The sequence below is a fragment of the Gilliamella apicola genome, assembly GCF_003202915.1.
Classification (GTDB): Bacteria; Pseudomonadota; Gammaproteobacteria; order Enterobacterales; family Orbaceae; genus Gilliamella; species Gilliamella apicola_Q.
Genome location: NZ_QGLP01000003.1, coordinates 188,913 through 206,550 on the forward strand (window position 1 = coordinate 188,913; position 17,638 = coordinate 206,550).

At 36.1% G+C, this 17,638-nt stretch carries 17 protein-coding genes; 12 read left to right on the top strand and 5 right to left on the bottom strand.

Features of this window, described 5'->3' with window-relative positions; all coding sequences use genetic code 11:
• Positions 1–13: 13 nt before the first annotated feature.
• Together nirC and cysG are read left to right on the top strand one after the other, a co-directional pair.
• Positions 14–781, top strand: a complete 768-nt coding sequence (gene nirC / locus DKK79_RS01080) for a nitrite transporter NirC (protein ID WP_110422478.1) — start codon at positions 14–16, stop codon at positions 779–781.
• Between the two features lie 119 nt (positions 782–900).
• Entirely contained in the window at positions 901–2,274 is a 1,374-nt protein-coding gene (cysG, locus tag DKK79_RS01085; protein WP_110422479.1) for a siroheme synthase CysG, read from the top strand.
• Positions 2,275–2,406: 132 nt separating this feature from the next.
• Here cysG and DKK79_RS01090 read toward each other — a convergent pair whose 3' ends face one another.
• The 3 genes from DKK79_RS01090 to narX all read right to left on the bottom strand — a co-directional run bounded on the left by DKK79_RS01090 (position 2,407) and on the right by narX (position 6,110).
• Positions 2,407–3,429, bottom strand: coding sequence for a DUF4272 domain-containing protein (locus DKK79_RS01090; RefSeq protein ID WP_110422480.1), 1,023 nt, complete (start codon positions 3,427–3,429; stop codon positions 2,407–2,409).
• Positions 3,430–3,644: 215 nt separating this feature from the next.
• Positions 3,645–4,298, bottom strand: a complete 654-nt coding sequence (gene narL / locus DKK79_RS01095; protein WP_110422481.1) for a two-component system response regulator NarL — start codon at positions 4,296–4,298, stop codon at positions 3,645–3,647.
• Positions 4,299–4,301: 3 nt separating this feature from the next.
• Complete coding sequence (narX, locus tag DKK79_RS01100) at positions 4,302–6,110, bottom strand: nitrate/nitrite two-component system sensor histidine kinase NarX (protein WP_110422482.1); 1,809 nt, start codon at positions 6,108–6,110, stop codon at positions 4,302–4,304.
• A gap of 232 nt (positions 6,111–6,342) precedes the next feature.
• Between narX and rplU the strand changes: the two genes are divergently transcribed.
• The 4 genes from rplU to cgtA all read left to right on the top strand — a co-directional run bounded on the left by rplU (position 6,343) and on the right by cgtA (position 9,142).
• Positions 6,343–6,651: a 50S ribosomal protein L21 gene (gene rplU, locus DKK79_RS01105; RefSeq protein ID WP_034883717.1), complete on the top strand. Its 309-nt coding sequence runs from the start codon at positions 6,343–6,345 to the stop codon at positions 6,649–6,651.
• A 15-nt stretch (positions 6,652–6,666) separates the two neighbouring features.
• The gene (gene rpmA, locus DKK79_RS01110; protein WP_034883716.1) at positions 6,667–6,927 is read left to right on the top strand and encodes a 50S ribosomal protein L27; all 261 of its coding nucleotides are present in this window, start codon (positions 6,667–6,669) and stop codon (positions 6,925–6,927) included.
• An 86-nt stretch (positions 6,928–7,013) separates the two neighbouring features.
• Complete coding sequence (locus DKK79_RS01115) at positions 7,014–7,979, top strand: DMT family transporter (protein ID WP_110422483.1); 966 nt, start codon at positions 7,014–7,016, stop codon at positions 7,977–7,979.
• Positions 7,979–9,142 carry an Obg family GTPase CgtA gene (gene cgtA, locus DKK79_RS01120; protein ID WP_110422484.1) on the top strand — a complete coding sequence of 388 codons (1,164 nt, stop codon included), beginning with the start codon at positions 7,979–7,981 and terminating at the stop codon, positions 9,140–9,142. Before DKK79_RS01115 ends, cgtA begins: the two co-directional genes overlap by 1 nt.
• Before the next feature lie 324 nt (positions 9,143–9,466).
• On the opposite strand, the gene smrB is transcribed toward cgtA, so the two are convergent.
• Both smrB and nth read right to left on the bottom strand, forming a co-directional pair.
• Positions 9,467–10,012: an endonuclease SmrB gene (gene smrB, locus DKK79_RS01125; RefSeq protein WP_110422485.1), complete on the bottom strand. Its 546-nt coding sequence runs from the start codon at positions 10,010–10,012 to the stop codon at positions 9,467–9,469.
• A 6-nt stretch (positions 10,013–10,018) separates the two neighbouring features.
• A complete protein-coding gene (gene nth / locus DKK79_RS01130) occupies positions 10,019–10,657 on the bottom strand; it encodes an endonuclease III (RefSeq protein WP_110422486.1) in 639 nt (212 codons plus the stop codon).
• A gap of 265 nt (positions 10,658–10,922) precedes the next feature.
• Here nth and putP point away from each other — a divergent pair, with 265 nt between their 5' ends.
• The 6 genes from putP (at position 10,923) to hisS (ending at position 17,633) form a co-directional block, all read left to right on the top strand.
• Entirely contained in the window at positions 10,923–12,416 is a 1,494-nt protein-coding gene (gene putP, locus DKK79_RS01135) for a sodium/proline symporter PutP (RefSeq protein WP_110422487.1), read from the top strand.
• A 49-nt stretch (positions 12,417–12,465) separates the two neighbouring features.
• Positions 12,466–13,737, top strand: coding sequence for a tyrosine--tRNA ligase (gene tyrS, locus DKK79_RS01140; protein ID WP_220018964.1), 1,272 nt, complete (start codon positions 12,466–12,468; stop codon positions 13,735–13,737).
• Positions 13,738–13,741: 4 nt separating this feature from the next.
• Positions 13,742–14,608: a pyridoxal kinase PdxY gene (gene pdxY, locus DKK79_RS01145; RefSeq protein WP_110422489.1), complete on the top strand. Its 867-nt coding sequence runs from the start codon at positions 13,742–13,744 to the stop codon at positions 14,606–14,608.
• 113 nt (positions 14,609–14,721) lie between these two features.
• Positions 14,722–15,135, top strand: coding sequence for a helix-turn-helix domain-containing protein (locus DKK79_RS01150; RefSeq protein ID WP_258363423.1), 414 nt, complete (start codon positions 14,722–14,724; stop codon positions 15,133–15,135).
• Positions 15,136–15,221: 86 nt separating this feature from the next.
• A complete protein-coding gene (ispG, locus tag DKK79_RS01155; RefSeq protein WP_034883704.1) occupies positions 15,222–16,331 on the top strand; it encodes a flavodoxin-dependent (E)-4-hydroxy-3-methylbut-2-enyl-diphosphate synthase in 1,110 nt (369 codons plus the stop codon).
• Positions 16,332–16,355: 24 nt separating this feature from the next.
• A complete protein-coding gene (gene hisS / locus DKK79_RS01160; RefSeq protein ID WP_110422491.1) occupies positions 16,356–17,633 on the top strand; it encodes a histidine--tRNA ligase in 1,278 nt (425 codons plus the stop codon).
• Positions 17,634–17,638 lie beyond the last annotated feature (5 nt).

Below are 17,638 nucleotides of genomic sequence, written 5' to 3' on the forward strand. Positions count from 1 at the left end.
TAAGGAATAGAAAATGTATACAGAAACAATTAACAAATGTGCGGCTAATGCTGCACGTATCGTTCGACTAGCTAAAACTAACCCAATCGGATTTTGGTTAAGTTCTGCAATGGCAGGAGCTTATGTCGGTTTAGGGATTATCTTAATTTTTACGCTAGGTAATTTACTTGATCCATCGGTTAGGCCTTTAGTTATGGGTGCAACCTTTGGTATTGCATTAACCTTAGTTGTGATTGCCGGCTCAGAGTTATTTACTGGCCATACCATGTTTTTAACTTTTGGCGTTCAGGCAAAAAAAATTACCCATTGCCAAATGTGGTGTGTATTACCACAAACATGGTTAGGCAATTTGCTAGGATCAATTTTTGTCGCTGCGCTATTTTATTGGGGGTCAAGTCCATTATTGGCAACCGATACTTCTCTGGTGCATGCCGCGGCATTAGCAAAAACATCTGCACCGGCAACGGCACTATTTTTCCGAGGAATCTTATGTAATTGGTTAGTTTGTTTGGCTATTTGGATGGCAAATCGAGTTGAAGGTTCGGCTAAATTTATTGCCATCTGGTGGTGCTTACTGGCATTTATTGCTTGTGGTTATGAACATAGTGTCGCTAATATGACGTTATTTTCACTCTCTTGGTTTGGTAATCATTCTGATGCCTACACGTTAGGCGGAATCGGTCATAATTTACTATGGGTTTCATTAGGTAATTTGGTGTCAGGAGCACTATTTATGGGCTTAGGATATTGGTTTTCAACACCTAAGGCAGAGCGACCTTAATTAGTATAGAATAGGATTTTAATTGCGCAAATTGCTGGTTTTTAATCGTTGTTGGATTGCTAACCGTAAATTTTTTTAGTTCAATAAGATATTAATATGAATGGTTGTTTTAAAAGTCTATGGATTATTTACCTTTATTTTGTAAATTAGAAAACCGTGATTGCTTGTTAGTTGGTGGTGGAGAAATAGCCGAGCGTAAAGCTCGGTTATTACTTGAGGCAGGCGCAAAGTTAACGGTTAATGCACTCGAATTTACTCAGCAGTTTCTCTGTTGGCAGGAACAGAAGCAACTAGTTTTAGTGCAAGGTGAATTTATTACCCAACTACTTGATAATAAATGGTTAGTTATTGCTGCCACCGATTGCCCACAAACCAATCAACAAGTTAGCACTGAATCAGAAAAGCGTCGGATATTTTGTAATGTTGTCGATTCACCTAAAGGCGCTAGTTTTATTATGCCGTCTATTATTGATCGTTCACCTATAATGGTCGCGATATCTTCCGAAGGTCATGCTCCCGTATTAGCACGCTTATTACGCGAAAAATTAGAGGCGATATTGCCACAAAATATTGGCAAATTAGCCAAATATGCGGGTTATCTACGTAATAAAGTAAAAGCAACTTACCAAAGTATGACTGAACGGCGACGATTTTGGGAAAAGCTATTTACCCATGATAGATTAGCGCAAGCTGTAGCTAATAATGATTCAGAAAATGTTGAAAGGCTAACTAATCAATTATTTGCAGAGCCGGTTGATTATCGCGGTGAAGTGGTTTTGGTTGGTGCCGGTCCTGGTGATCCGGGATTATTGACATTAAAAGGTCTGCAACAAATTCAACAAGCCGATATTATTGTTTACGACCGATTAGTATCCAATGAAATAATGAATCTTGCTCGGCGAGATGCTCAACGCATTTTTGTTGGTAAACGCCCCGGTTTTCACTGCGTGCCCCAAGAACAAATTAACCAAATATTATTAGAGCAAGCGCAGAAAGGGTTGCGAGTAGTCAGACTGAAAGGCGGTGATCCCTTTATTTTTGGTCGGGGAGGAGAGGAGCTGGAAACATTATATAATGCGAATATTCCTTTTTCAGTAATACCAGGGATCACCGCTGCTTCAGGATGCTCAGCCTATAGTGGTATCCCGTTAACTCATCGTGATTATGCCCATAGTGTTCGTTTAATTACCGGTCATTTGAAAGATGGTACTCAGCTAGATTGGCATAGTTTAGCGGCTGAAAAACAGACACTGGTTTTTTACATGGGATTATCACAAGCAGAAAATATTAAAGCAAATTTAATTAAACACGGTATGAATGGTGATACACCGGTTGCTATTGTTGAAGAGGGCACCACAACCAAGCAAAAAGTCATCGATGGTTTATTATCCGAGCTTGATGAGCTAGCTTTACAAGCTTGTAGCCCGAGTTTAATTATTGTTGGTCCGGTAGTGGCATTACGAGAAAAACTCAACTGGTTTTCTCACAATTAGCAGCAATTGGCAAGAAAAGGATAAGGTAAACGATTCTTTATTTTCTTGCCTTTTGTAACCAAGCAATTTAGCTAAATAATATTGTTAAAAAGTATTTTATAACAATACGCACTTTGCTTTTTTATCAGAAATTTAGGTTGGAGTATCGACATCATCCCAATCGGCATTTTCAAAATTCGTTAGCCAATTTAAAGCATATTGTCTCTCTTGAATGACCCCTTCCATTATTTCTATCGGTAACGATTTATTGTTAAGACGATAATCTCTTGCTAGCCAATGTAAGCGGTAATTTAAATCCAATGCATCTAGCAGTTCACTTGTTGGTCTTAAGGTTAAGTTAGAGAGTTCGGGATTACTATTTTCTACACCGATTTCAACCAATGAAGATACATTACAAAAAGTATCGGCAAAAAGTAATGTTGATTGCCAATTTAGTGCCCATTGTAATGGTAATAAGGCTTCATAGCGCCAACTCATATTCATAACATCTTGTTCTTGCGGTTGAGGATCGTGAATAAAATCATATTCAATATTTGATAAAGCAGCAAACCCCAACGGACAACGCGTTTTGAATTCTTCGGGATCTAATGGGTCATTTTCTCGAAAGCTTTCGGCTTGAAGGCCGGTTAACATTAGTGCCAAGGCACGTTTTACTACTTCATCAGGGGTTCTAAGTATCACTTCAGATTCAGCCACAACAGGTGGTAAACTTGCAAGTGGTTGTAATCCTAACGTTGCTAAATACTGCTCGGTTTTTGCTTTGCGTTGTAATGCTTCTGACGGATAAGGCATTTTAACATTGATATCAAATTTTCCATCTGGATGTTGTAGTACCTCCATGTTAGGATTGCGTATCGTTCCATCGGGCATAAATAAAATGACATTAGCCTGCTCAGCCCAAATCGTTAGTTCATCAAATTGATTATCTTCTATCTCAAACGTAAACTGATGTTTAGTTTTTTGAATATGTCGATACAGTTCATAACGGCGGGAATTCATTTCACCGTCACCTGCTTGCATAACATAACCAATAAAACCATTAAGGTGATCTGTAAAATTTAGTGAGTTCAATCCACGCTGATTTAATTTTTTACAACTAAAATTAATTGCTATTGGATTTGTGAGTGTAGAGTAAGCATTGACTAATAGAGACATTTACAACTTCATCCTATTTTTAATTTTTTGTTCTTAATTTTGTTTAATAAATCAATTCAATTGATTTAAATAATTATAAATATTGTTTTTCAATTGAATCAAGTAAAAGAAAACGGTTTTTATGGAAGATTTTTAATGATTAGGATTAGATATTCTATCCAATTAAAAGCGTAAGCTGATATATGATATAAATAGGCATTAATACATTGCCAAGGTTATTCTTTACTCTGCAAATACCATACCGTCATTTCCATACGTGACTTAAAGTTTAGCTTTTTAAAAATACTTTTTATATGAACTTTAACCGTGCTTTCGACAATATCTAACTCTTTAGCGATTAATTTATTGGATAATCCTTGAACTAATAAATTAAATATTTCATGTTCTCTTGGGGTAAGTAAATTAATATCATGGCTCTGATTGGTAGTCGAGCCACCACCATGACGCATATAATCAAGAATAATATGTGAAATTGCTTCATCCATGATGATTTTACCTTCCGAAATATCTTTTAGTGCTTTAAGAAGATTTTCAGGCTCCATATCTTTTAACAAATAGCCATCAGCCCCAGTTTTGAGCGCGGTAACGATATCTTCCTTGGCATCAGATACGGTAAACATAATGATTCGTGCAGAAATATTCTTTTCTCGTAAATAACGTAAAATTTCTAAACCACTGACATCGTTCATATTGATATCTAACAAAATAATGTCAGGGTCAAGCGTTTGTGCAAGCTTAACGCCTTCTATACCAGAGCCTGTCTCGCCAATAACTTCAAAATCATTGATGGTGTTAATCAGCTGTTTTACCCCATTTCTCAACATGGGATGATCATCAATAAGCAATATTGAACTTTTAACGTTTTCCATTTGTTACTCTTCTATCCTTCTAACAGGGATCATTGTCGTTGCTTTAAACGTTACTACAATTTCGGTACCCAAATTAGGTTTACTATTAATGGTTAAATTGCCATTTAATATTTCAACTCTATCACGCATAATGATTAATCCATAATGATTATCTTGATTAGTATTATTTTGTAGACCAACCCCATTATCTTTTATGCTGACAGTAATAATTTGATTCTCATCAATAGTTAAACTTATTTTGACTTGTGTGGCATTGGCATGTTTATAAATATTATTTAGAGATTCGCGAACACATTGCAATAGATGGAATGCATATTTGCTATTAATAAGATTAAGCGGTAATTGATATTCAGTTTGTATGGTAAATTTTAATTTTTGATTAAATTCTTCGATCAATTCCATTAAGCTAGCATAAAAACCGGTCTGGTTAAGACGTAAACGAAAAGAGGTTATTAATTCTCTTAATTGAGAGTAGGTAATATTAACCTCTTTACGCATCGTTGCTAGCAAATCAATACTTGTGTGTGAGGTTAAATCGGGTTGCATCTGTAGGCAGCTAAGATGAATTTTTAAACAGGAAAGCGATTGTGCTATCGAGTCATGTAACTCTCTTGCCATGGCTGAACGCTCTTTCATTAATAGATATTGTTTTTGTTGTTCTATTTGTCTATCAAGCATGAGTGCCGTTGTCATTTGCTCAACTAAGGCGGTAATTAAATTTTCTTGTTCTGCACTCAGATGCATTTTTGAGGGTTGTACAGCGAATAAAATACCAAATTTCTCTCCATTTTCCTGAAGATACCAATAACGTTGAAATCCATTTTCTTGATAGGATTTTGCTGGAATAAGACAAGCATTACATTCTGAATTTTGGCAATAAGGGAGTTTTTGTTGGTTGGCATAACTGATTTGCTGATAATGTTCAATATTATCTGACTCATAAAACCGAATTTGAAACTGTGTTAATGGCACTAATTCTTCAAGTTTCCGCAGTATTATTAAAAAGCGTTCACACAAGGGATCCGATGTATGCAGCTGTTTGATAGCTTGATACTGAAACGATAAAATTTTATTGATTTGTTGTAATTCAGCGGTTTTTTCTGTGACGCGTTCTTCTAGTAATTGGTACTGTAATTCAATCTGTTCAGCCATTTTATTGAAAGCTTGTCCCAACAGATCAAATTCGTTTTTTTTACTTTTTTTACTGTTGAATCGTTGGCTAAAGTTATGTTGAGAAATCGATTCTGCCATACTAATTAATTTGCGCCATGGCGCAAGAAGATAGCGACGCAAATAGTAAGTTTGCACAAGAAGAAATAGTGCAATAAGAATGATAAAAACAAGTTGTAATTGTGAAATATAATGGATTTGATTTTCTGTCTTTTGATCAATTTGATTAACTAATTTATCGGTCTGAGCAACAAAATCATCAATTTCATTTTTTATTTCATGTATATTACTTGCTTGTTTAATTTTCGGGGCAATAGTTGTAACCCACAAAGACTGCAATTGGTTAAGCTCAGCAATTAAATGGTAACGTTCAAATAATTTTAATTGCTCAGAAGATGGCATATCATTAAAAATATTAAGTTGGTCATAGTGCTGTTTTTCAATGGGTATCATTGATAAAAGTTGGTAACTTTTCATTCTGATCAAGCCCAATTGATTTATCATATAAGCGCTACCTTTGGTCTCATTCGCGACTTGTATTGATAAAGACAAAGCCAATAACGCTATAGCACCTAAAAAAAACATTAAAAGTGTTAAACGATTAATAATGGATGCACTGTAGCGAAATTTTCTTTTTAACATATTGGTACTCAATATTTTGTTTTTAAATATTGTTTAAATAAATAATAATTTAGGCCTATTGTAACGTGAAAATTGCTAGCCTAAGATCTTTTTTATGACTTTTTGCGATCTTTTATTAAACAGCGCTTGCAACAAGCATAAATTTTGCGTAAAATTCACGCCCTATAAGATTAATCAATGCAGACATATATTTTTAATCAGGAATCGTCTGCTTTTTATTGCGGAGTTAAGTATGTACGCAGTTTTCCAAAGTGGTGGTAAACAACACCGAGTTAGCGAAGGACAAGTCGTTCGCTTGGAAAAAATTGAAGTCGAAACAGGCGCAGAAGTTGTTTTCGATAAAGTTTTAATGGTAGCAAATGGTGAAGACATCAAAGTTGGTGCTCCGTTTGTTGAAGGTGCAACAATTAAAGCAGAAATTGTTGAGCACGGTCGTGGCGAGAAAGTGAAAATTGTTAAATTCCGTCGTCGTAAACACTATCGTAAACAACAAGGTCACCGTCAGTGGTTTACTGATGTGAAGATCACTGCAATCGCTTAATAGGAGTATCGAACAATGGCACATAAGAAGGCTGGTGGTTCATCACGTAATGGTCGTGATTCCCAGAGTAAACGTTTAGGTGTTAAACGTTATGGTTCTCAAGAAGTTCTTGCGGGTAACATTTTAGTTCGTCAACGTGGAACTCAATTCCACCCAGGCACTAACGTAGGTTGTGGTCGTGATCATACCCTATTCGCTTTAGTTGATGGACAAGTAAAATTCGAAGTTAAAGGACCTAAAAACCGCCGTTATGTTAGTGTAGTTGCTAACAGTTAATAAACTAGCGGTTCATAAGTTATAGAAGCCTCACAGTTATTGTGGGGCTTTTTTCATTTCTTGAAATTTATATAAAGTAATTCATTATGATAAAACAGCAAAATGTCAAATTAGGTTTTGCACTAGCCATGTTAACCGCAGTGATGTGGGGACTGGTGCCAATTGCCATGAAATATGCATTAGTTGTTATTGATCCCTTAACATTAGCTTGGTCTCGTTTGAGTATATCGGCAGTGGGGATCACGCTTTGGCTAGCTTATAAAAAGCAGTTTCCTAATTTAGCCATGTTTAAAAAACGTCGCCGTTTTATTTTATTGATGATTGCTGGATTTGGTTTATTAGGTAATTTTGCACTTTTTGCCACAGCTGTGCAGTATTTATCTGCAACTACAGCGCAAGTTGTTAGTCAAACTGGTATTGTTATATTTATGATTTCAAGTGCTTTTATTTTCAAGGAGAAATTAAGACCCACTCAAATTATTGGTATTACTATATTGTTAATTGGGTTAGGGCTATTTTTCAATGAAAATCTAGCCGATCTTTTTGCTAATATGTATTCATACGGTAAAGGGGTGTGGTTGGCTTTATTAGCTTCGGTTTCATGGGCATGTTATGCATTAGCACAGAAAGTATTATTAAGAAAATTACGTGCAGAACAGCTACTTTGGTTGATTTATCTTATATGTAGTATCTTTTTATGGCCACTAGCATCACCGACTAAAATTGCTAATGCTGATTTTAGTCAATTGTTTGCAATTATTTTTTGTGGGTTAAATACCATTATTGCCTATGGTGCTTTAGTGATGGCAATGGAACGTTGGCAAGCGGCGCAAGTAAGTGCTATAACAACATTAACCCCACTTTTTGCGCTGATTTTTTCAGATCTATTTGCTTTACTATGGCCAGAAAAGTTTGCAATGCAATATTTAAATATTATAGGTTATATTGGCGCGGTATCGGTGGTGGCAGGTGCTATGTTTGCAACAGTTGGACACCATTTATGGCAACCAAGAAAAGGCTGGCTAATTAACCGCAATAAAGAGGACAAATAATGAAATTTGTAGATGAAGCTTCAATTCGCGTCGAAGCTGGTGACGGTGGTAATGGCTGTGTTGGTTTCCGCCGTGAGAAATATATACCTAAAGGCGGTCCTGATGGTGGTGATGGCGGCGATGGTGGTGATGTATTTTTTATTGCTGATGAAAATCTAAATACACTTGTTGATTTTCAATTTGAAAAAAACTATCGCGCTGAACGTGGTCAAAATGGCCAAGGTTCAGATTGTACCGGTAAAAGAGGTAAAGATATTACCGTTAAAGTACCAGTTGGCACGCGTATAACCGATAAATATACCGGTGAAATTATTGGTGATCTCACTCATCATCAACAAAAAGTTCTGGTTGCTAAAGGTGGTTTTCATGGACTGGGTAATGCCCGTTTTAAATCCTCAGTCAACCGTGCGCCAAGACAAAAAACCGATGGTACGCCAGGTGAAAAACGAGATGTTTTATTAGAACTGTTATTACTTGCCGATGTTGGTATGTTAGGTCTACCTAATGCAGGTAAATCAACGTTTATTCGTAGCGTTTCAGCAGCAAAACCAAAGGTAGCTGATTATCCATTCACAACTTTAGTACCTAGCTTAGGTGTGGTTAGAATGGATAATGAACAGAGTTTTGTGGTTGCCGATATCCCTGGATTGATCGAAGGCGCATCAGATGGTGCAGGGCTTGGAATTCGTTTTTTAAAACACCTTGAACGTTGCCGTGTGTTAGTGCATTTAATTGATATTGCACCAATTGACGGTTCAGATCCGATTGAAAACGCCAAAGTTATCATCCAAGAATTACATCAATATAGTGAAAAGTTAGCCAATAAACCGCGTTGGTTAGTGTTTAATAAGATGGATGTATTAGGCGGCCAAGAAAGTGAAAAACGAGCAGCCGAGATTGCCCAAGCTTTAAATTGGGATGATAAATATTATGTTATTTCGGCAGTTAACCGTGAAGGTGTAAAAGCACTATGTTGGGATTTGATGGAGTATATCAATGCGCATCCTCGGGAGACCGAAGAAGAGAATAATTCCCCTGAAAAAGTAGAATTTATGTGGGATGATTACCATCAACAAGTGATGAATGATGCTTTGGATGACGATGATTTTGATGATTGGGATGAAAGTGATGAAGAGGGTGTCGAATTTATCTACCAAAAATAAAAATATCGTCAATCAACTATGATATTCCATTTATAGCAAATATATCAAAATAGCAGGATGATATTATCCTGCTCCTTTTCTGTCTATTCTTTACATAAAAACAATAAGTTAATATTATAGCGGTTTTAAAATTGCCAAGCTTTTGTGATTATTTTGAAAAAAGTCAAAAAATATCTTGCATTCAAGAGTGAGAATGATTATCATTCAATTGCACTTTATTAGAACTCGAAAGACTTCTGAAAAAGTATGACATTGCTCACATTGCTTCCAATGTTTGCCAGCCTAGTTAAACTAAGCTGGCTTTTTTATTGCTTAATTTAAAGATTATCTTAAATTAACTGCTGGGTTATCGATATCAAATAAAACCAGTAATGCCGCAGTACCACCAAACTCTTTAGGTGCTTGATGAAAGCATATTACATGTGGATGTTGTGCTAGCCACATGGGGGTTTGTTTTTTTAAGATGTTTTTACCATGTCCATACATAATGCACGCGCAGTTGGCATTTTCTTTTAAACAAGCAGCAATCAAAGCAGCGATCTCTTTTTTTGCTTCTTGTTGCGTTAAACCATGTAAGTCTAAAAAGAATTCAGGAGTATAAAATCCTCGGCGTAATTTTTTTAATTCATTGGGATCTGAATCTTCACGACTATAACGGATAGGATCTTCTTGTAATAGCGGTTGGTAATCATCAGAAAAGTAAAATTCATTATTTATTTTTTCATGTTGAATTTTTTGCTTTTCTATTAGTTTTTGAGATCGCTTTTGTGGTTTATGAATCACAGTATCTTGTTTAAGTTGTTTGGTTTTACCAATACTACTTTTAAATAAGTCTATGTCTTCATGATCTAATATAAATTTATTCGACATTGATTCTCACTCTGGATAAACTTTTTCTTTGAATTCACACAAATCTTCAATAACGCAAGAACCACAACGTGGCTTTCGAGCAATACAGGTATATCTACCGTGTAAAATTAACCAATGGTGACAATTTATTTTGTACTCTTTTGGTACTACTTTGAGTAATTTTTCTTCAACAGCTTCAACGCTTTTACCCGGAGCAAAACCAGTTCGATTACTTACCCTAAAGATATGTGTATCGACAGCAATAGTTGGCCAACCGAACGCGGTATTTAAAACAACATTAGCTGTTTTTCTACCTACGCCAGGAAGAGCTATTAATGAATCAAAATTTTCAGGCACTTCACCTTGGTATTTATCAACCAAAATCTGACAAGTTTTGATGATATTTTCAGCTTTACTATTATATAAACCGATGGTTCGAATATAATCTTTTAATTTATTGACGCCTAACGCCAAAATTTGTTCAGCGGTGTTGGCAACCGCAAATAACGGTTTAGTTGCTTTATTAACACTAACATCGGTAGCTTGGGCTGAAAGTACAACAGCTATAAGTAACTCAAATGGGGTTTGATATACCAATTCTGTTGTCGGATCTTTAATGTGATCTTTTAACCTTTCTAAAATTTGTATACGAGTTGATTGTTTCACAATATATTATAAACATAAAATGGTTAGTTAATATTATATACTTTATTTAAAATTTAACCGTAGGATATCTTAAGTTTTTATATAGGTTAAAACTATTAAAAATCTATCTATATAAAAAATTATAAAATATTTTTACTAGGTGACTGGAATTATTTTTCTTTCTTTTGCATATTATATTGATCTGCAAAAATCGCCTGCTTTTTAGCATTCGCTTTTTATGATAAGCTAGCCAACTATTTTTTAATTTCATCATTCAAGGTTTATTATTAAAATGTCATTACCAATGATTGTCACCTTCGCTGTTTACATATTAGGAATGATTGCTATCGGTTTCTTTGCATTCCGAGCAACCCGTAATTTTGGTGATTACATATTAGGTGGACGTCGTATTGGCAGTGTGGTGACGGCACTTTCTGCTGGCGCTTCTGATATGAGTGGCTGGTTATTAATGGGATTACCAGGTGCCGTCTTTTTATTTGGTATTTCACAAAGTTGGATCGCAATTGGTTTAATTATAGGTGCTTATTTAAATTGGTTACTGATTGCCGGTAGACTAAGAGTTTTTACTGAAATAAATCATAATTCATTAACTTTACCTGATTATTTCTCTCGTCGATTTGATGATAACAGTTCATTATTAAAAATTATTTCGGCAGTAATAATTTTAATTTTTTTCACGATTTATTGTGCTTCAGGTGTGGTTGCCGGCGCTAAATTATTTGAAAGCACCTTTGGGCTTAGTTATGACTGGGCTATGCTTGCGGGTGCAGGAGCAACTATTGCTTATACGTTTATCGGTGGTTTCTTAGCCGTGAGTTGGACCGATACGATTCAAGCTAGTTTGATGATGTTTGCCCTTATCTTAACGCCAATTATGGTTATGGTGAATGCCGGTGGTTTTACCGATGCACTAGCTAATATTCAATCATTAAACCCTGACTATACAAATATCTTTGCACATATGGATCTGATTGCTATTATCTCTTTATTAGGTTGGGGACTTGGTTATTTTGGTCAACCGCATATTTTAGCCAGATTCATGGCCGCTGATTCGCATGAAGTCATGAAAAACGCGCGTCGAATTAGTATGACTTGGATGATTTTGTGCTTAGCGGGTGCGATTACAGTTGGTTTCTTTGGTATTGCTTTTTTTGCTAATAATCCTAATTTAGCTTATTTAATTGATAATGGTAAGCATGAACGGATTTTTATTGAGTTATCCAAATTACTGTTTAATCCATGGATCGCAGGTATCTTGCTTGCCGCTATTCTAGCGGCAGTAATGAGCACCTTAAGTTGTCAATTATTGGTTTGTTCAAGTGCCTTAACTGAAGATTTTTATCGTGCCTTTATCAGACCAAAGGCTAAGCAGAGAGAGTTAGTTTGGGTTGGCCGTATAATGGTTTTACTTGTTTCTGTTATTGCTATTTTGTTAGCGATCAATCCTAATAACAGTGTGCTCGATTTAGTTAGCCATGCATGGGCAGGATTTGGTGCAGCATTTGGTCCTATTGTCGTATTTTCGGTTTTTTGGGCACGAATGACGCGTAATGGCGCTTTAGCTGGAATGATAACCGGCGCAATTACGGTCTTACTTTGGATTAACTTTAACTGGTTTGAGTTATACTCACTTATTCCTGGTTTTTTATTTGCGTCAATAGCGATAATTATTTTTAGTTTATTAGACAAAAAACCAAATGAAATAGTCGAAGACCATTTTAAACAAGCGCATCAAAGATATCATAATAAAACAGAATAAGTTTAATTAAGTAGAATATAAACGTAACAAATTTAATAGGTAAAATATCATGACAAAAAATGTGATCAAACAACTGCAAGAGCGAGGACTGATTGCTCAACTTACTGATGAAAAAGCGTTAATGGAATTAATCGAACAAAATCCTATTGCGTTATATTGTGGGTTTGATCCAACAGCTGACAGTTTGCATCTTGGTCATTTAGTTCCGTTACTTTGTTTAAAACGTTTTCAATTGGCTGGTCATAAACCAATTGCGTTAGTTGGTGGTGCAACAGGATTAATTGGTGATCCAAGTTTCAAAGCGGTTGAGCGTAAACTTAACACGGAAGATACCGTGATAGAGTGGAGTGAAAAAATCAAGCAACAAGTTTCACCGTTCTTGGATTTTACATGTGGTGATAACGCCGCTATTGTTGCCAACAACTATGATTGGTTTGGTGGCATGAATGTTTTATCTTTTTTACGTGATATTGGTAAATATTTTTCTGTTAATGCCATGATTAACAAGGAATCGGTTAAACAACGGATTGACCGCGATGAGTCAGGTATTTCATTTACTGAGTTCTCTTATAGTTTGTTACAATCTTATGATTTTGCTTGCCTAAACAAAGCACATAATGTTGTATTACAAATCGGAGGATCTGACCAGTGGGGGAACATTACCGGTGGTATCGATTTAACCCGTCGTTTACATCAGAAACAAGTTTATGGTTTGACTGTACCTTTAATTACCAAATCGGATGGAACCAAATTCGGTAAAACCGAAAGTGGTGCGGTATGGTTAGATCCGAAAAAGACCAGTCCATATAAATTTTACCAATTTTGGATTAATACTGCTGATGCTGATGTTTATCGCTTCCTTAAGTTCTTTACTTTTATGTCATTGGAAGAAATTAATGCATTGGAAGAAGAAGATAAGAATAGTGGTGTAGCGCCAAGAGCTCAATATGTGCTAGCTGAGCAAGTGACTCGTCTAGTTCATGGTGAAGAGGGTTTAACCGCGGCTAAACGTATCACTGAAAGTTTATTTTCAGGTAAATTAACTGATTTATCTGAGGCTGATTTAGAGCAGTTAGCTCAAGATGGTATGCCAACTTTAACCGTTGAAGAAGATCTCGATTTACAACAAGCAATTGTTAATGCCGAGTTCGCACCGTCAAGAGGTCAGGCAAGAACCATGATTGAATCAAATGCTATTTCCGTTAATGGTGAACGTAACGCAACAACGGATTATCGTTTCTCAGATGATGATAAACTCTTTAATCGTTATACCTTATTGCGTCGAGGTAAAAAATACTATTGCTTACTTATTTGGAGATGATTGCATGAAAAATATATTATCGATTCAGTCGCATGTTGTCTTCGGTCATGCAGGGAATAGTGCAGCAGTATTCCCTATGCGCCGTTTGGGGGTGAATGTTTGGCCGTTAAATACGGTTCAATTTTCCAATCATACTCAATATCATCAATGGACTGGAACGGTAATGCCAGCATCTCATTTAACCGATATCGCCGATGGGATTAATGCTATTGGCGAATTGCAACGCTGTAATGCCGTATTAAGTGGTTATATGGGCTCAGCAGAACAAGGTAATGCAATTATTGAAATTGTAAAAAAAGTAAAAGCTGAAAATCCAGAAGCAATTTATCTTTGTGATCCAGTAATGGGCCATCCTGAAAAAGGCTGTTTTGTCGCCCCCGGCGTATCAGAGTTTTTATGTAACACTGCTTTGCCTGTTGCAGATATCATGGCGCCTAATGTTTTAGAACTCGAGGAACTCAATGGCAAACAAGCCATTAGTAATGTTAATGAAGCCGTTTTAGCATGCCGTGCAATTTGTCAAAAAGGACCTAAAGCGATTTTAGTTAAACATTTGAGTCGTGCGGGTTATCAAAAAGACCGTTTTGAAATGTTGTTAGTCACTCAAGATGAAGCTTGGCATATTCATCGTCCGTTAGTCGATTTTGGTGTTAAACAACCGGTAGGTGTGGGTGATATGACAAGTGGACTATTCTTAGCGAATATAATGCTTGGTAAATCAATGGTCGAAGCTTTAGAGCACACCACCTCAGCAGTTTATGCGGTCATGCTTGAAACCTTAAAACAAAATGAATATGAATTGCAATTAATTGCGGCACAAAATGAAATCGAAAAACCAAAATTAAGGTTTAATGCAAAAAGAATTGATTAATTTCCAAAATATGTAAAAATGTACGAAAAATATAATAATAAGTAAATGTAATGTAAATTTACGGAATGTGAAGTATAGAGGGAATGATGGAAGATAGTATTTCATTGGGTAAAATGCTTTCCGATTTAAGGGGTAATATGGGGTTGACCCAGAAAGATATTGCCGCTCAAATTCATGTTAGAACAGAAGTTATTTCAGAAATTGAAAACAACAAGTTAGTTCATGCCCCTTTTGTTCTTGTTAAAAGTTATATTCGCAATTATGCAAACATTGTTGGTTTACCTAATGAAGAATGTCAATCCTATCTTAACGAATTAGAAAAAGAATATTTTGCATCACAACCTTTCAAACTCAAATCAATAATCAAACAAAAAAAGCATAGTAAAAAAGGGTTCTATTTTGTTTTATTCATTCTAGTCTGCTTGTTAGGTTTTGGGTTATATTATAATAACTATCAAACTAAAAACAGTTATGTTGAAGTTAGCCATTATATTTCGCCGAGCTCTGCAGATCGCGTTAACGGTTAGCAAATTTTCGAATTCACTTACAGACATTTGCCTCAAATCTTGTTAAGATTGCGACCTAGTTATTTTGTAACATGATTAGGCATCTTATGAGTCATCAAGAATCACCAATTATTAGGCGAGAATCAACCCGAATTTATGTCGGTGATGTGCCTATTGGCGGTGGTGCACCAATTGCTGTCCAATCAATGACGAATACTCGAACAACCGATGTTGAAAAGACAGTAGCACAAATTCAAGCACTTGAACGGGTAGGGGTTGATATTGTACGAGTCTCTATTCCTACAATGGATGCCGCTGAAGCATTTAAATTTATTAAGCAGCAAGTTAAAGTGCCTTTGATTGCCGATATTCATTTTGATTATCGCATAGCCTTAAAAGTTGCTGAATATGGTGTTAATTGTCTAAGAATTAACCCCGGAAATATTGGTAATGAATCGCGGATTCGTTCGGTTGTTGATTGTGCTAAAGATAAGAATATTCCGATACGCATTGGCGTTAATTCTGGTTCACTTGAAAAAGATATTCAAGAAAAGTATGGTGAGCCGACACCTGAAGCGATAGTTGAATCTGCGATGCGCCATGTGGATATCCTAGATCGACTTGATTTTGACCAATTTAAGGTAAGTGTTAAGGCATCAGATGTATTTACTGCGGTTGATTCATATCGATTATTGGCAAAACAAATTAAACAACCATTACATTTAGGGATTACCGAAGCTGGTGGCGTTCGAAGTGGTGCAGTAAAATCAGCAATCGGACTCGGTTTGTTATTATCTGAAGGTATCGGCGATACGTTAAGAGTTTCACTAGCCGCCGATCCAACAGAAGAAGTCAAAGTCGGATTTGATATTTTGAAATCTTTACGCATCCGAGCCAGAGGGATTAATTTTATTGCTTGCCCAACTTGTTCTAGGCAAGAATTTGATGTAATTAGTACCGTTAACACGCTAGAGCAGCGACTTGAAGATATTATAACACCAATGGATGTCTCAATTATTGGCTGTGTTGTTAATGGTCCCGGCGAAGCCTTAGCTTCCACTATGGGGGTTGCTGGAGGGCACAATAAAAGTGGTTTTTATGAAGATGGTGTGCGCATAGGGCGTATTGATAATGAACAAATGATAGATGAGTTGGAAGCGAAAATACGCGCTAAAGCCTTAATTTTGAAAAACAGAATTACAACGACTGAACTATAATTTTATTAGATAGCGAATAAAAAAATGACAGAAAAAAAAATCCAATCAATACGGGGAATGAATGATTTACTCCCGAGTGATAGTGCAACATGGCAACAAATTGAAAAAATTGTCAAAAATGTACTAAATAGTTACGGTTATAATGAAATTAGAACACCGATTGTTGAAGATACGGCATTATTTAAACGCGCAGTTGGTGAGGTTACCGATATTGTTGAAAAAGAGATGTATACTTTCAACGATCGTAATGATGAAAGTCTTACACTGCGCCCAGAAATTACAGCTGGTTGTGTGCGCGCTGGTATTGAACATGGCCTATTTTATAATCAAGAACAACGTTTATGGTATTTAGGACCAGCATTTCGTTATGAAAAACCGCAAAAAGGTCGTTATCGCCAATTCCATCAATTTGGTGTTGAAGTATTTGGGCTTGAAGGTCCTAATATCGATGCCGAGCTTATATTACTAACCGCTCGTTTTTGGAAAGCACTTGGTATTGAAAAACATACTACGCTTGAGCTCAACTCAATAGGCTCAGTTGAAGCCCGAGCCAATTACCGTAACGCTTTGGTTAGCTTCTTAGAACAACATAAAGATAAATTAGATGAAGACTGTTTACGTAGAATGTATACTAACCCATTACGGGTGTTAGATTCCAAAAATCCTGATGTTCAAGAATTACTTAATCAGGCACCAAAATTATTTGATTATTTAGATGAGGAGTCTAAAAATCATTTTGACGGGTTGTGTCATTTATTGGATAAAGCAGGGATAAAATATAACATTAATCAACGATTAGTCCGTGGTTTAGATTATTATAATCGAACCGTTTTTGAATGGGTTACTACAAGCTTAGGCGCTCAAGGTACTGTTTGTGGTGGTGGACGTTATGATGGACTTGTCAGTCAGCTAGGCGGGCAACCCACTCCTGCGGTTGGTTTTGCCATGGGCGTTGAACGTTTAGTATTACTGGTACAAGCGGTTAATCCTTCATTAAATCGTGATAGTTCAATTGATATTTATATGATATCTTCCGGCAATGAGCAGACAATATCTGCTGCTCAAATCATGGCGGAGACATTACGTGATGGTTTACCTGACAGACGAATTGTGACCAATTACGGCAGTAGCAATTTTAAGAAACAATTTGCCAAAGCTGACAAATTAGGTGCTAAAATAGCTGTAATCATTGGTGAAAATGAAATAGCAAATCAATCAGTAACGATTAAAAATTTACAAACAGGCGAACAAGTCGAAGTTGCCCAAAAAGCGATTGTGCAAACTTGTTTGGCAATATTGTAAATCAA

Coding starts and splice junctions, on each gene's coding strand:
- hisS (WP_110422491.1), top strand. CDS start 16,356: ATGACAGAAAAAAAAATCCAATCAATACGGGGAATGAATGATTTACTC.
- rpmA (WP_034883716.1), top strand. CDS start 6,667: ATGGCACATAAGAAGGCTGGTGGTTCATCACGTAATGGTCGTGATTCC.
- narX (WP_110422482.1), bottom strand. CDS start 6,110: ATGTTAAAAAGAAAATTTCGCTACAGTGCATCCATTATTAATCGTTTA.
- smrB (WP_110422485.1), bottom strand. CDS start 10,012: ATGTCGAATAAATTTATATTAGATCATGAAGACATAGACTTATTTAAA.
- ispG (WP_034883704.1), top strand. CDS start 15,222: ATGAGTCATCAAGAATCACCAATTATTAGGCGAGAATCAACCCGAATT.
- pdxY (WP_110422489.1), top strand. CDS start 13,742: ATGAAAAATATATTATCGATTCAGTCGCATGTTGTCTTCGGTCATGCA.
- cysG (WP_110422479.1), top strand. CDS start 901: ATGGATTATTTACCTTTATTTTGTAAATTAGAAAACCGTGATTGCTTG.
- rplU (WP_034883717.1), top strand. CDS start 6,343: ATGTACGCAGTTTTCCAAAGTGGTGGTAAACAACACCGAGTTAGCGAA.
- DKK79_RS01150 (WP_258363423.1), top strand. CDS start 14,722: ATGCTTTCCGATTTAAGGGGTAATATGGGGTTGACCCAGAAAGATATT.
- nirC (WP_110422478.1), top strand. CDS start 14: ATGTATACAGAAACAATTAACAAATGTGCGGCTAATGCTGCACGTATC.
- narL (WP_110422481.1), bottom strand. CDS start 4,298: ATGGAAAACGTTAAAAGTTCAATATTGCTTATTGATGATCATCCCATG.
- tyrS (WP_220018964.1), top strand. CDS start 12,466: ATGACAAAAAATGTGATCAAACAACTGCAAGAGCGAGGACTGATTGCT.
- DKK79_RS01090 (WP_110422480.1), bottom strand. CDS start 3,429: ATGTCTCTATTAGTCAATGCTTACTCTACACTCACAAATCCAATAGCA.
- DKK79_RS01115 (WP_110422483.1), top strand. CDS start 7,014: ATGATAAAACAGCAAAATGTCAAATTAGGTTTTGCACTAGCCATGTTA.
- cgtA (WP_110422484.1), top strand. CDS start 7,979: ATGAAATTTGTAGATGAAGCTTCAATTCGCGTCGAAGCTGGTGACGGT.